General features: G+C 55.4%; 12 protein-coding genes. 3 read left to right on the top strand and 9 right to left on the bottom strand.

Annotated features, from left to right (window positions below; all coding sequences use genetic code 11):
- Positions 1 to 226: 226 nt before the first annotated feature.
- Positions 227 to 601 carry a hypothetical protein gene (locus tag ACR0DS_RS17775; protein ID WP_480560432.1) on the bottom strand — a complete coding sequence of 125 codons (375 nt, stop codon included), beginning with the start codon at positions 599 to 601 and terminating at the stop codon, positions 227 to 229.
- Positions 602 to 1,058: 457 nt separating this feature from the next.
- Here ACR0DS_RS17775 and ACR0DS_RS17770 point away from each other — a divergent pair, with 457 nt between their 5' ends.
- From ACR0DS_RS17770 to ACR0DS_RS17760, 3 genes are read left to right on the top strand one after another with little or no spacing between them, the layout of a single operon-like run.
- Positions 1,059 to 2,270 carry a M24 family metallopeptidase gene (locus ACR0DS_RS17770; protein ID WP_480560434.1) on the top strand — a complete coding sequence of 404 codons (1,212 nt, stop codon included), beginning with the start codon at positions 1,059 to 1,061 and terminating at the stop codon, positions 2,268 to 2,270.
- Positions 2,271 to 2,273: 3 nt separating this feature from the next.
- Positions 2,274 to 3,431 carry an acetylornithine deacetylase gene (gene argE / locus ACR0DS_RS17765; RefSeq protein WP_480488823.1) on the top strand — a complete coding sequence of 386 codons (1,158 nt, stop codon included), beginning with the start codon at positions 2,274 to 2,276 and terminating at the stop codon, positions 3,429 to 3,431.
- Positions 3,432 to 4,313, top strand: a complete 882-nt coding sequence (locus ACR0DS_RS17760) for a DMT family transporter (RefSeq protein WP_480616877.1) — start codon at positions 3,432 to 3,434, stop codon at positions 4,311 to 4,313. It abuts the gene before it with no gap.
- 90 nt (positions 4,314 to 4,403) lie between these two features.
- On the opposite strand, the gene ACR0DS_RS17755 is transcribed toward ACR0DS_RS17760, so the two are convergent.
- From ACR0DS_RS17755 to ACR0DS_RS17720, 8 genes are all read right to left on the bottom strand, one after another.
- Positions 4,404 to 5,903 carry a mannitol dehydrogenase family protein gene (locus tag ACR0DS_RS17755; RefSeq protein ID WP_480560438.1) on the bottom strand — a complete coding sequence of 500 codons (1,500 nt, stop codon included), beginning with the start codon at positions 5,901 to 5,903 and terminating at the stop codon, positions 4,404 to 4,406.
- The gene (locus ACR0DS_RS17750; protein ID WP_480484639.1) at positions 5,903 to 6,676 is read right to left on the bottom strand and encodes an L-iditol 2-dehydrogenase; all 774 of its coding nucleotides are present in this window, start codon (positions 6,674 to 6,676) and stop codon (positions 5,903 to 5,905) included. The genes ACR0DS_RS17755 and ACR0DS_RS17750 overlap by 1 nt, the downstream gene beginning before the upstream one ends.
- Complete coding sequence (locus ACR0DS_RS17745) at positions 6,673 to 7,677, bottom strand: ABC transporter ATP-binding protein (protein ID WP_480560440.1); 1,005 nt, start codon at positions 7,675 to 7,677, stop codon at positions 6,673 to 6,675. The genes ACR0DS_RS17750 and ACR0DS_RS17745 overlap by 4 nt, the downstream gene beginning before the upstream one ends.
- Positions 7,678 to 7,689: 12 nt before the next feature.
- Positions 7,690 to 8,520 (bottom strand): carbohydrate ABC transporter permease, encoded by an 831-nt coding sequence (locus ACR0DS_RS17740; protein ID WP_209506825.1) that lies wholly within the window; start codon positions 8,518 to 8,520, stop codon positions 7,690 to 7,692.
- 12 nt (positions 8,521 to 8,532) lie between these two features.
- Positions 8,533 to 9,399 (bottom strand): carbohydrate ABC transporter permease, encoded by an 867-nt coding sequence (locus tag ACR0DS_RS17735; protein ID WP_480560442.1) that lies wholly within the window; start codon positions 9,397 to 9,399, stop codon positions 8,533 to 8,535.
- Between the two features lie 106 nt (positions 9,400 to 9,505).
- Positions 9,506 to 10,810 (bottom strand): ABC transporter substrate-binding protein, encoded by a 1,305-nt coding sequence (locus ACR0DS_RS17730; protein WP_480477635.1) that lies wholly within the window; start codon positions 10,808 to 10,810, stop codon positions 9,506 to 9,508.
- 92 nt (positions 10,811 to 10,902) lie between these two features.
- Positions 10,903 to 11,928, bottom strand: coding sequence for a LacI family DNA-binding transcriptional regulator (locus ACR0DS_RS17725; RefSeq protein WP_480560444.1), 1,026 nt, complete (start codon positions 11,926 to 11,928; stop codon positions 10,903 to 10,905).
- A 197-nt stretch (positions 11,929 to 12,125) separates the two neighbouring features.
- Positions 12,126 to 12,833, bottom strand: a complete 708-nt coding sequence (locus ACR0DS_RS17720) for a class II aldolase/adducin family protein (protein WP_480560446.1) — start codon at positions 12,831 to 12,833, stop codon at positions 12,126 to 12,128.

Raw genomic sequence — 12,833 nt, 5'->3', positions numbered from 1 at the left:
GTTGCGATATCCCTGACAAATGTATCCAAAATACAAAACCTGTTGTCAACCGGCTCTGTCACTGACTTTCGTGAAAGATGCCCGTTGCCAGGAAGTGTCTTGAAATCGAAAGCGCCCTGCCCCAGGAAAATCGCGAAGGGCGACACTTACATTCCACAAGGTCCGGCAGTATGGCCGCAGATATCGACTGTCGTTGCCCCAAAGTCATTCAGGTAAGAATGGATATCTATCTCTGACTGGTAGCGGATGAAGTATCCTTGCGCATATCGCGAATGCAATCGTAACCCAGCCAAAGTAACACGGTCAGTGCGACCAGAAATACGTAGGGAAGCAGCGAGATTTGCATAACCAACACACCGTAAAACATGACGGCGTACGCAGCGATTTGGACAATCACCAACAAACCCCAAGCAACCATTTCCCAAAGATTGCGCGCTTTCCCTTGACCGATGGACTTGCGCAAGTTCTGGCACTCTGCCTCGTTCACCACAGGGGACGCGGCACCCGTTGAATTGAGAATGCCGTTGGTGTCGAGCGCGCTGGATCGACATGCATCGAAACAAGGGGACGCCTCTCGACAGGTGGGCGCAGTGTGTAACATTGGTTGAGTCCTTGGACATCTGGGGTTTGGCAGCGAGCCTTCACTGTGCCTCAGGACACCTACTCCACGCACCATGCCACCTACGAGATCAGGCGCCACCGTTGCCGTATTGCAATCATATCCAGCGGAGAAACGCCGATCCTCGCTCTGGCGCAGCATAAAACCGCACAAGCAGCCGAGAGACCCGTGATCAGATGATGTCCGAGGAGCTTTTCGCGACCCTCGGGGGTTCATGGTTTTTGGCGCGGTTTTCGGAATCGTGCCGTCCGCCGAACTGGGACCCTTGCGTGCGTCCAACGCTCTATTCTACGGTGTCCTTCGATGCTGAGTGCGAATACCCTGTGCCCATACCGTGATCGTATCATCAAACAACCAATTGGCTTCTAACAGGAGTCGCGGTTCAGGTATCACTCACAAGTTCATCTGTGTACAAATTGGTAAGATTGCGCTCAATTACATGTCATATCCAGCCGCCGAGGATGCCATGCCGATTGAACACGCCCCTTTCAGCCAAGCGGAATATGACCGCAGGATCGCCAAAACCCGAAGCGCTATGGAAAAAGCGGGGTTAGAACTGCTGTTTGTCACCGACCCGTCGAACCAGGCTTGGCTGACTGGCTATGATGGTTGGTCCTTTTATGTGCATCAGGGCGTATTGCTCGGCATGGAAGGAGAGCCGATTTGGTGGGGACGCCAGATGGATGCATTGGGTGGGTTGCGCACATGCTGGATGTCCAAGGACAACATTCGCGGCTATGCAGACCACTACGTTCAATCAACCATACGCCATCCCATGCAGGATCTGGCTGGCCACATTCGCGCGCTTGGGCTGGACGCGACCCGTATCGGCGTTGAGATGGAGAACTATTACTATTCCGCAAAGGCACACGAGGTTTTGGGCAAGGAATTGCCCGAAGCAACGCTGGTGGATGCGACGGCACTGGTTAACTGGCAGCGCCTGATCAAGTCGGAAGAAGAGGTTGTTTTTATTCGCAAGGCGGCCCGGATTTCAGAAAAAGTTATCCAAACGGCCATTGATCGCGCCGCAGTGGGCGTGCGCAAGAACAACCTTGTCGCAGATATCTTTCACGCCGGGATTACCGGGGTTGAGGATGATTGGGGGGATTACCCGGCCATTGTCCCTTTGACACCCTCAGGGCTGGATGCCACTGCCGCGCACCTGACATGGAATGGCGCGCCGATGAAAGAAGGTGAGGCAACATTTTTCGAACTATCAGGCTGCTATCGGCGGTACCACGCTCCGCTTTGCCGCACGGTATTTCTTGGCACTCCGCCGCCAGAAATGCGGGACGCGGAACGCGCGCAGATCGAAGGGATAGCGGCGGGTCTGGAGGCTGCCCGGGCTGGCAATCGGACAAGCGACATTGCAACCGCTTTTCTTAAGGTTCTTGCCCGTCACGGACTCGAACGGGAGGGGCGCATGGGATACCCTATCGGCCTGAGCTATCCGCCAGATTGGGGCGAACGGACAGCGTCGATCCGCGCCGAAGACGAGACCATTCTGCAACCGGGCATGGTTTTCCATTTCATGCCTGCGCTATGGATGGACAGCTGGGGGCTTGAGACCACGGAAACCATTCTTATCACTGAAAACGGCCCCGCCGAAGCCCTGTGCAATATCGAGCGAAAGCTCTTTGTGAAAGACTAAGCCTTGAGCACCCTCGAAGACGCCAAGACCCTGCTGGGCGAACTGATCAGCTTCCCCACGGTTTCGTCAGACAGCAACCTGGACATGATCAAACACCTCGCGGACCGGTTGAGCGATTGCGGTGCAGAGGTTGAAATATGGCATGATGAAACCGGCACCAAAGCCAATCTTTTTGCCACATTGGGCCCAAAGCGCGACGGTGGTATCGTTCTGTCAGGCCATTCCGATGTAGTGCCTGTCGCCGATCAGGACTGGTCCTCGGACCCGTTCGTGATGGAGGAGCGGGACGGCAAGTGGTTTGGGCGCGGAACCTGCGATATGAAAGGGTTTATAGCGGCGGCAGTCGTCATGGCCCCGTATTACGCAAAGCTGGACCTTCAGCGCCCGGTGCATTTTGCCTTTACCTATGATGAAGAAATCGGCTGTTTTGGCGCGCAGGCTTTGGCCAAGACCCTGCGGGAGAAAGCGATCAAACCCGCTGTGGTCATCATCGGCGAGCCCACCTCGATGCGCATCATCGAAGGCCATAAGGGTTGCTATGAATATACAGCGCATTTTACCGGGTTCGAAGGCCATGGCTCGGCCCCCGAGCGCGGCGTTAACGCAGTCGAATACGCGGTGCAATACGTGTCGAAACTGCTGGCGCTGAAGGCTGATTTGCAAGGGCGAGCACCGGCAAACAGCCCGTTCGACCCGCCATGGACAACAATCAATACCGGTACGTTGGTGGGCGGGGTGGCCCATAATGTGATCCCCGGTAAGGCGCGGGTCGATTGGGAGATGCGACCAGTGCAAAAGGCGGATGCGGATTACGTCAAAGACGAACTGCACCGGTTTTGCGCGCAAACCCTGATCCCGGCAATGCAGACTGTTCATCCCGGTGCCGGTATCAAGACCGAAGTAATCGGTGAGGTCGACGGGCTGGAGCCAATGGACGAGAACGAGGCGCGTGACCTTGTGATGGAACTGACAGGGGCAAATGGCGCCGACGTTGTACCTTTCGGCACCGAGGCCGGGATATTCCAGCAGTTGGGGATGAGCGTCGTTGTCTGCGGCCCCGGATCAATCGATCAGGCGCATAAACCTGATGAATACGTCTCGGTCGACCAGATGGCCCAATGCCTTGATATGCTTGGGCGATTATCTTCGAAGCTGGAATAGATGATGACCTCGGCCCGCGCGGTATCGATATTCTGGTTGGGTGCACCGGTTCTGTTCGTGCTGTTCTGGGCGGGTGGCTACAGCTTTGCCAAGCTGGGGCTGCCCTATGTGGAACCTATGACCATGCTTGCGATCCGTTATGGTCTGGCTGTTCTGTGTCTTCTGCCGCTGCTGGCGGTGTTCCGCCCTGCCCTGCCGCGTGATCCGGCGCACTGGGCCGCGATGGCGGCAAGTGGGTTTCTTATTCAGTGTGTTTACTTCGGTCTGGCCTATCAGGCGATGAAACAGGGGTTGGGTGCCGGCACCACTGCCATCGTGATGGCCTTGCAACCCGCACTTGTCGCCGCCTTCTCTCCGTTGGTCGGAGAAGCGCGTGGACGGCCCGTGATGTGGGTCGGCCTGGCGCTGGGTTTTGCGGGGGTTGCAATCAGCGTCTTTGACAAGACCAGCGCAGTGCCTCTTTCCGCCGGGCTGCTTGCGGTTAGTGCATTGGTCGGCCTGACCGCCGCCACTTTGCTGGAAAAACGTCACGGGCGGCGCAGCGACCCAGTGTTGGGTGGTGCTGTTCAATATGTGATCGGATTTGCCGTGCTGCTTCCCATCGCAATGGCGACTGAAACGATGGAAGTCACCTGGCATCCAAACCTGATCCTTTCCCTTGCGTATCTGGTCATCGCAAATTCCCTGATCTCGATCAGCCTCTATGTCGCACTTGTTCAGCGCGGCGACGCGACCCGCGTGTCCACATTGCTTTACCTTGTCACACCTTTGGCAATTGCACTGGCCTGGATGATCCTGGGCGAGCCGGTCACCTGGCGCATCGCCTTTGGTTTCGTTCTCTGCCTCGCAGGCGTATATATCGTGCGGAAATCCAAAGATTGACGCCTATGGCAGTTTTCGATCGGACAACCGGAAATTCAAAGCCTGCGACCAGTTCTATAATGGAAACCACCTGAACCGAGATCACATCCGTCAGGAAAGCGCATTCAGATAGCGTTTGATCGTCGTCCGGCATCCGTGCTGCCAAATCCGTGGCAACCAGCGTATGAAGGCTTCTGCGAACTGGGCTTCACGACCAGTACTTCCGTACAGGTTTGCTGCCTCAAGCCACTTTTCGGGCTGTTCCCTGGCGGTAAGGGCCGCACTCTGCAAATCGCTCCAGATGGGGTCATTGGGCGCAATCTCTGATCCGTCCTCACGCAGACCGGCGCACATCCGGCACCAGAAAGCTTCAACCAGCCCCAGCCCGGTGACAGACGTACCCGAGGCCAGTGCATCGCGAAGCGACGGGAGCAAGAATCCGGGGTGTCGTGCAGACCCATCAAAGGCCACGCGCCGCGTGGTGTCGTGAATAGCCGTGTTCGAAAACCTGCGTTTGACCAGATCCAGATACTGTTCCGGTGTCATCCCGGGAACTGCAATGGCATGAGGAAGAATTTCTTCGGTCTGTACTTTCAGGAAGAATGCCGAAATTTCCCGGTCGTTCATGCAGTCCGCGATTGTGGGGATGTTCAGAACCTCGCCCACATTCGCCAGAATCTGGTGCCCGCCGTTCAGAATACGCAATTTCAGGGTTTCATATGCGTGTACGTCTTTGGTGATCGTAACGCCGACATTCTCCAACATCGGCCGCCCGGCACAGAAATCGTCTTCAATAACCCATTGGCGGAAATTCTCGTGGGACACCGGAACGCTGTCTTCAATTCCAAGGGCGCGGGTCTGGGTTCGGACATGATCAGTGGTTGCGGGAACAATGCAATCCACCATCGAATTCGGGAACGCCCCGTTCTGATCGATCCAATCCGCAAGATCAGGGTCCGTAAGGCGTGCCAGTTCAACAACGCAATTGCGCAGGATGGTTCCGTTGCCCTGAAGATTGTCACAACTTAATGCCGTAAAGGGCAGATGCCCGGCGGCACGGCGATTGCCAAGTGCTGCCACTATGGCACCAAAGACCGTGCGAGGCTGTTGCGGGTTTTGCACGTCGTGTCGAATGTCATCGTGGTCCACGTCGAAAACACCCGACTTGGCATCCAGAAAATAGCCGCCTTCAGTAACGGTAAGGGACACGATCCGAATGGCGGGATCGGACATTTTCCTGATCAGAGGTGCATTTCGGGGTTCAATGGGCAGATAGTCGATCAACGGGCCGATGACTTCGGCAGAAACACCGGACGGGTCAAGCTCGATCAAAGTTGTCAGACAGTCTTGCCCAATCAGCTTTTCGCGCATGTCCGCGTCATAGGCCCGAACGCCCGCCCCGATGATCGCCCAGTCGAGGGCCAACCCTTTTTGCATCAGCCTGTGTATGTACCATGCCTGATGCGCACGGTGAAAATTCCCAAGCCCAATATGAACAATTCCAGGGGTCAGGTCTTCACGCCGGTATCCGGGTATTTTGACATCCGCAGGAAGCGATCCGAGGCGTTCGAGGCACAGCTCTACCGGTGTTATGTCCGCCAAAGGGGTCATCAGCTCATCCAGTTTCCGCCATCGACATTGTAAGTCTGGGCCACGATGTATTCCGCTTCATCAGACGCCAAAAACACCGCTATCCCGGTTAAATCCTCGGCCCGTCCCATACGGCCGAACGGTACCGCTGATGCAACTTCACGCTTCTTCTGCCCCGGTTTTTTATTTTCGTACTTCGCAAAGAAGGCGTCGACGCCGTCCCAATGCTCTCCATCAACAACACCGGGCGAGATCGCATTCACATTTATCCCGTGAGCGATCAGATTGAGCCCCGCTGACTGCGTCAAAGATATTACGGCAGCCTTGCTGGCGCAGTAAACGGCGACCAAAGGTTCGCCACGCCGACCAGCCTGTGAGGCCAGATTTATGATCCGGCCTTTGACATTGGCGTCGATCATGTGCCGCGCAACGGTCTGCATTGTAAACAAGGTGCCCGAAACATTGATATCAAAAACGCGCTGGTAATCGGAGCGGTCGATTTCGATGATTGGCGCTGCTGAGAAAACGGCAGCATTGTTGATCAGAATGTCAATCTGGCCGAACTGATCCACTGCGCGCGCAACAGCAATGTCGATGCTGTCCTGATCAACAACATTCATTTCGACCGCCATTGCAGCGTCACCGATTTCCGAGGCTGCGGATTGCGCCCGCGCGAAATCTATGTCGGCAATGGCCACACGCGCACCTTCGGCGACGTAAGCTTTTGCGAAGGCCAGCCCGATTCCACGCGCAGCACCAGTGATAAGCGCGGTTTTTCCGTCCAGTCGCTTCATTCGATCCGCAGCCCTTGCGCGTCAAAACGATGAAGCACGTCGGCACGTGGTGACAGGTAGATGCGGTCGCCATGCCTAAATCCAACCTCTCCGTCTGCTCGCACCGTGATTGTTTCCGCCAGACCGGTTTCATGTATGTGGAAAAACGTATCTGATCCAAGATGCTCGGACACGCCCACGACACCGCTCCAGGTTCCTGCGCTCTCGGACACAGCAATATGTTCGGGGCGAATACCGATTGTATGTGCGCCTTGTTTTGCAGCCTCTTCGCCTTCGATAAAGTTCATCCTGGGCGAACCGATGAACCCGGCGACAAAAAGGTTTCGCGGCGTTCGATATAGGTCCAGCGGGCTTCCGACCTGCTCGATCACACCAGCCTGAAGCACGACGATCTTGTCGGCCATCGTCATCGCTTCGACCTGATCATGGGTCACATAGATCATGGTTGTCGCCAACCGCTCGTGCAACTCGCTGATCTCCAAACGCATGCCAACGCGCAGCGCGGCGTCCAGGTTGGACAGCGGTTCATCGAACAGAAACGCTGCGGGTTCGCGGACAATGGCACGCCCGATGGCCACACGCTGGCGCTGGCCACCAGACAGTTGGCCGGGGCGGCGATCCAGATAGTCGGTCAGGTTCAGAACCTGCGCGGCCCCTTCCACACGTTTGTCGATTTCGGCCTGATCCAGTTTCGCCATGCGCAAGGGAAAGGCGATGTTCTTGCGAACGGACATGTGCGGATATAAGGCATAAGACTGGAAAACCATCGCCAGACCGCGTTTTGCAGGTGGTACGTTTGTTGCATCGGCCCCATCAATGTCGATGGAGCCAGAGGTGATGTCCTCCAACCCTGCAATCAGGCGCAGCAAAGTGGACTTTCCGCAACCCGATGGCCCGACGAACACCGTGAACTCTCCGTCTTCGATGGTCAGATCCAATGGCGGGATAACCTGCACGTCGCCAAAGCTTTTGGTCACGGACCTGAGTTGAATACGTCCCATGAGAAGTTTTCCTTATTTCACAGCGCCAAAAGTCAGGCCGCGGACAAGTTGTTTCTGGCTAAACCAGCCAAGGATCAGGATCGGTGCAATGGCCATTGTCGAAGCCGCGCTGAGCTTGGCAAAGAACAGGCCCTCGGGGCTGGAATAGCTGGCGATAAATGCGGTCAGCGGGGCCGCGTCAACGGCTGTCAGGTTGAGGGTCCAGAATGCCTCGTTCCAGGCAAGAATGAAGTTCAGCAAAACAGTCGAAGCGATGCCCGGTACAGCCATGGGTGTCAGGATGTGCAGGATTTCCTCTTTCAGCGTTGCCCCGTCCATCCGCGCGGCTTCAAGGATTTCACCGGGAATTTCGCGAAAGTAGGTGTAGAGCATCCAGACGATGATCGGCAAGTTGATCAGCATCAACACGACAACCAGTCCACCTCGTGTATCAAGCAGCCCCAGACGGATGAACAGCAGGTAGATCGGGTAAAGGACCCCGACTGCGGGCAACATCTTGGTAGAGAGCATCCAAAGCAGAATGTCCTTTGTACGTTTCGAAGGAACAAACGCCATTGCCCATGCTGCCGGTACGGCAATGATCACACCCAACAGGGTTGACCCGCCTGCGATGATGACTGAGTTCCAAAGGAAACGCATGTAGTTCGAGCGTTCCTGCACGACAGCATAGTTCTCGAGCGTCCAGTCGAAGTTCAGGAACAGTGGCGGGCTTGCGATGGCCTGTGCTTCGGTTTTGAAGCTGGTCAGGATGGTCCAGAGGATCGGGAAAAAGATCAGCAGACCGACGGCCCAGGCCAGGGCAGTGTTCAGCGACTTGCGTTGGATTGTAACGGTGCGGGCCATGGTTTTACCTCTTCACGCGTCCAGGTTCTTGCCGACGATGCGCATCAGGAAGACCGCAACGATATTGGCGAGAATGATCGCATAGACACCTCCGGCTGATCCGAGACCGACATTCTGGCTTTCCAAAACGCGCTGGAAGATCAGGTAGGTGAGTGTACGGGTGCCGAACGCGCCACCGGTGGTGACGAAAATCTCGGCAAAGATCGAAAGCAGAAAGATTGTCTGGATCAGAATTACGATTGTGATTGCACGGCTCAGGTGCGGCAGAATGATGTGGTAGAACCGCTTGAGCGGCGGCGCACCGTCCATTTCAGCAGCTTCCAGTTGCTCACTGTCCAGCGACTGAATTGCGGTCAAAAGGATCAGTGTCGCAAATGGCAGCCATTGCCACGACACAATCATGACAATTGAGGTCATTGAAGCTTCGGACAACCACGAGACCGGTTCAGCCCCGAAAAAGCGCCACAGATGGGCCAGCAACCCGTTGACCGGGTCCATGAACATGTTTTTCCAGACCAGAGCTGACACAGTCGGCATAACGAAGAATGGCGCAATGACTAGGATGCGCACCACCCCCTGGCCCCACATCGGTTGATCTAAAAGCATCGCCAGCAGGATGCCCAGAATGACCGTAATCGCCAACACGCCGAGAACAATGACAAGCGTTGCCTGTACCGCAGGCCAGAACGAACTGGACGAAACAAATCGGATATAGTTGTCGAAACCCACCCATCCGAGATCACCGCCCCGCAGGGGAAGATACTTCTTGAAGGAAAAATACAGGGTCATCGTCAGCGGCACGAGCATCCAGCCAAGCAGCAGCACCACTGCGGGTGCCATCATCAGGCGTGCAACTGATCTGGAATGTTGAGTTGCCATTGCGCAAGACCTCTCTGTTCAGGCGTAAGACAGCCTGCGAGAAAAACACGAATTGTGGAAGTGGGAGCAGGGGACAGAAGATCTGCCCCCCGCTGGGAAGGTTGCCTCAGTACCCTGCGGCTTCCATCTCTTCTGCTGTGAAGGCCTGCGCTTTGGCAAGCGCCTCATCCACTGTTTGCTGCCCGGCATAAACGGCCGAGAATTCCTGACTTACCTGTGTGGCAATCCCTGCAAATTCCGGAATGGCCACGAATTGGACACCGGTATAGGGCGTCGGCTGCACACAGCAATTCTGCGGGTCAGCCTTCAGGATCGATTCCAGAGTCATTTTTGCGAATGGGACTGCCTTGTAGTTGTCATTCTCATAAAGCGAGGTCCGCGCGCCCGGAGGCACATTGGCCCACCCTTCGTTTTCAGCCACCAGCTCGATGTAGTCTTTCGAGGTTGCCCATTCGATGAACTGCTTGGCCGCATCTTCCCGCTGAGTTCCCGCCGGGATCGCCAGCGCCCAAGCCCAAAGCCAATTGGCGTGCTTGTCGACGCCTTCCGAATTTGGTGCAAGTGCGAAGCCAACTTTGTCAGCTACGGTTGAGTCTTCCGGATTTGTCACAAAAGACGCGGCAACGGTGGCGTCAATCCACATGCCGCACTTTCCTTGCTGGAACAAAGACAGGTTCTCGTTGAAACCGTTAGTGGCATAGCCAGCCGGGCCGGATTCACTCATCATGTCGACGAAGAACGTCAGCGCCTCTTTCCACTCAGGCTGATCGAACTGGGGCTTCCAGTTTTCATCAAACCAGCGCGCACCGAAGGAATTGCCGGTTACAGTGATAAAGGCACCACCTTCACCCCAGCCCGCCTTACCGCGCAGGCAGATGCCGTTGATGTCGTTGTCGCGATCAGTCATGGCAGCCGCAGCTTCACGGATGAATTGCCATGTTGGTGCTTCTGGCATTTCCAGACCGGCCTTTTCCATCAGGTCGGTGCGGTACATGATCATCGAGCTTTCGCCATAAAAAGGCGCAGCATAAAGCGTGCCATCATGGCTCAACCCGCCTGCCATCGCAGGCAGCAGATCACCAACATCATATTCATCGGACAAACCGTCCAGCGGTACCAGCCAGCCGTTCGCACCCCAGATCGGGGTTTCGTACATGCCGATGGTCATGATGTCGAACTGACCGCCTTTGGTGGTGATGTCGGTCGTGACGCGCTGACGCAAAACGTTTTCTTCCAACGTCACCCATTCGACATCAATGCCTGTCGCATTGGTGAAGTTGTCTGTGTAGCCCTGCATCCGGATCATGTCACCATTGTTGACGGTCGCGATCGTGATGGTTTCCGCTTGGGCTGCTGCCGTAACGACGAAAGTCAACGCAGTCGCCGCACGAAGTGCGTTCTTCAAATACATCCCTGTCCTCCCTGAGCTTGGATGCTGTACAGAGACCCTAGTTTATAAATTGTCGCGGCGTCAATATAAACTTTACGCGCGTTAAATTTAGTTCATGCAGATTCCCTCAAGACAAGCCGTGCCGGAAACAGAGTTTCCGTCCGATCGTCAAATTTTCCCCCGCTTTCAATGAGTTCAAACAAGGTATCCACACTGCGCCCAGCCACGTTGTCATAATCATGCGCAGCTGTTGTCAGCGATGGACAAGTAAATCTTGCAAAGGGGTGGTCGTCATTTGATGCGACGCGGAGTGAGCAATCTTCCTTTCGCCCAACCCGAATCCCCTGCTCATAACAGGCTGCCAGAAATCCGATCGCAAGACGGTCATTGCTGCACAAAACCGAGTTCGTCCTGAGAGCGCCTTTCTCCAACACTCTCAAAGCACCTTGATGCCCAATCTCTTCAAACGCCCAGCCTTCGCCATCAATTTTAATGACATCGGGCTCGAACCCCAGACGTTCCATAACCTCTATATATGCCTTGCGTCGCTTGTTGGCGTTTGGGTTTGCTGGCGTGCGCATTTCAAAGAAAGACGGAGGTTCACCCGTCCGGGTCATGTATTCCACGGTTTGGGACACAAAACTGAAATTGTCCGATCCAATAAATGCGGCGCCCAACCCTTCAAGGTTGCTGTCAAACAGAACAGTAGGCACCTCGGCGCAAAACTTCTCGATGTAAGCGCGGTCCGAGGCACGCCCTAATGGGGCAAACAGCACTCCCGCCGGTTTCAGAGAGCGCAAACTATCGAGAATTTCATTCTCCAGCTTCTGTTCACCATGCGAGCTGAAAAGAGATGGACGATACCCGGCAGCAATACAGCTCTGCTCAAGGTATCTGGCCATCTCGGCAAAAAATGGATCGGCTAGATAGGGAACAACGATGCCGATATTCTTGGTCAGCTTTCGGTTCTGGTTCACCGCATAGATGTTGGGGCGGTAATCGAACTTTTCCAAAGCTTCTTCGATACGCGCCCGCGTAGAGGAACGAACGCTTTCCGGGTCGTGGAAATATTTGGAAACCGTTGGCCGAGAAATCCCGCTGAGGGCCGCAAACTCCTCCATATTTCTTATTTTTGCCATACCTACCCGCTTACGGAATTCTTTTGCTTTGACCTTACATTTTCTTTACGCGCGGCAATAAATCAATAGGCTGCCGTATCCGCGCGAACGGTAAGACGCGTGACGCCAACGCCGAACAGCCGAAAACCTCCTGATCAAGTCGCGGCGTTTTGGACTTGAGCCCAATATATCGACCCCCAGCGCAACCACCTTGGTCGTCAGGTCTGTTCAGGCTCATTTTGCTTCCCGGCAGTACCTTCTGCGACGTCCTTGTAGTCGTCATGAATGCCGTAAGAAGCGAAACCGGATAGCGTTTCAGAAATCTGTTCATCGGTCAGGATTACCGGACCGAGGGCCAAGGAAAGGTAATATTGCCGGGCAATGGTTTCCAGCTCAACCGCGCGCCACATGGCCTTGTCCAGGTCCTCACCCATGGCAATGGACCCATGATTGCCAAGCAAACAGGCGGTTCGGTCTTGCAGCGCTTCGATCGCCAGCTCCGACAGCTCGGGCGTTCCAAAGCGCGCATAGGGTGCGCAGCGAACATTAGTACCACCGAAGGCCGCGACCATGTAATGCGCTGCCGGGATCTCTTTGTGTGCAATCGCCAGCGCCGTGCAATAGGTCGGATGTGCATGGACAACAGCGCCCATATCGGGGCGGGTCTTGAGAATGTCGAAGTGGAACCGCCATTCGGACGAAGGTTTGAGCGGGCCATCCCAACTCCCATAGTCTCCATCAAATGGCATTGAGACGATCATCTCGGGGGTCAGCTTGTCATATGGCGTCGCCGAAGGTGTGATCAGCATCCGGTTCTCGTATCGGGCCGAGATATTGCCGGATGTTCCCTGGCTAAGACCACTGGAATTCAGAAAAAGGCATTTCTCGATAATCGCCTCACGGATTCTGCGTTCCTTGTCATCCAT

The organism is Ruegeria sp. AF5, assembly GCF_056541905.1.
Note: the sequence above shows the minus strand (reverse complement) of the source record. Positions and strands in the feature narration are given on the sequence as shown.

Coding starts and splice junctions, on each gene's coding strand:
- ACR0DS_RS17775 (WP_480560432.1), bottom strand. CDS start 601: ATGTTACACACTGCGCCCACCTGTCGAGAGGCGTCCCCTTGTTTCGAT.
- ACR0DS_RS17770 (WP_480560434.1), top strand. CDS start 1,059: ATGTCATATCCAGCCGCCGAGGATGCCATGCCGATTGAACACGCCCCT.
- ACR0DS_RS17760 (WP_480616877.1), top strand. CDS start 3,432: ATGATGACCTCGGCCCGCGCGGTATCGATATTCTGGTTGGGTGCACCG.
- ACR0DS_RS17755 (WP_480560438.1), bottom strand. CDS start 5,903: ATGACCCCTTTGGCGGACATAACACCGGTAGAGCTGTGCCTCGAACGC.
- ACR0DS_RS17750 (WP_480484639.1), bottom strand. CDS start 6,676: ATGAAGCGACTGGACGGAAAAACCGCGCTTATCACTGGTGCTGCGCGT.
- ACR0DS_RS17745 (WP_480560440.1), bottom strand. CDS start 7,677: ATGGGACGTATTCAACTCAGGTCCGTGACCAAAAGCTTTGGCGACGTG.
- ACR0DS_RS17740 (WP_209506825.1), bottom strand. CDS start 8,520: ATGGCCCGCACCGTTACAATCCAACGCAAGTCGCTGAACACTGCCCTG.
- ACR0DS_RS17735 (WP_480560442.1), bottom strand. CDS start 9,399: ATGGCAACTCAACATTCCAGATCAGTTGCACGCCTGATGATGGCACCC.
- ACR0DS_RS17730 (WP_480477635.1), bottom strand. CDS start 10,810: ATGTATTTGAAGAACGCACTTCGTGCGGCGACTGCGTTGACTTTCGTC.
- ACR0DS_RS17725 (WP_480560444.1), bottom strand. CDS start 11,928: ATGGCAAAAATAAGAAATATGGAGGAGTTTGCGGCCCTCAGCGGGATT.
- ACR0DS_RS17720 (WP_480560446.1), bottom strand. CDS start 12,833: ATGGATGACAAGGAACGCAGAATCCGTGAGGCGATTATCGAGAAATGC.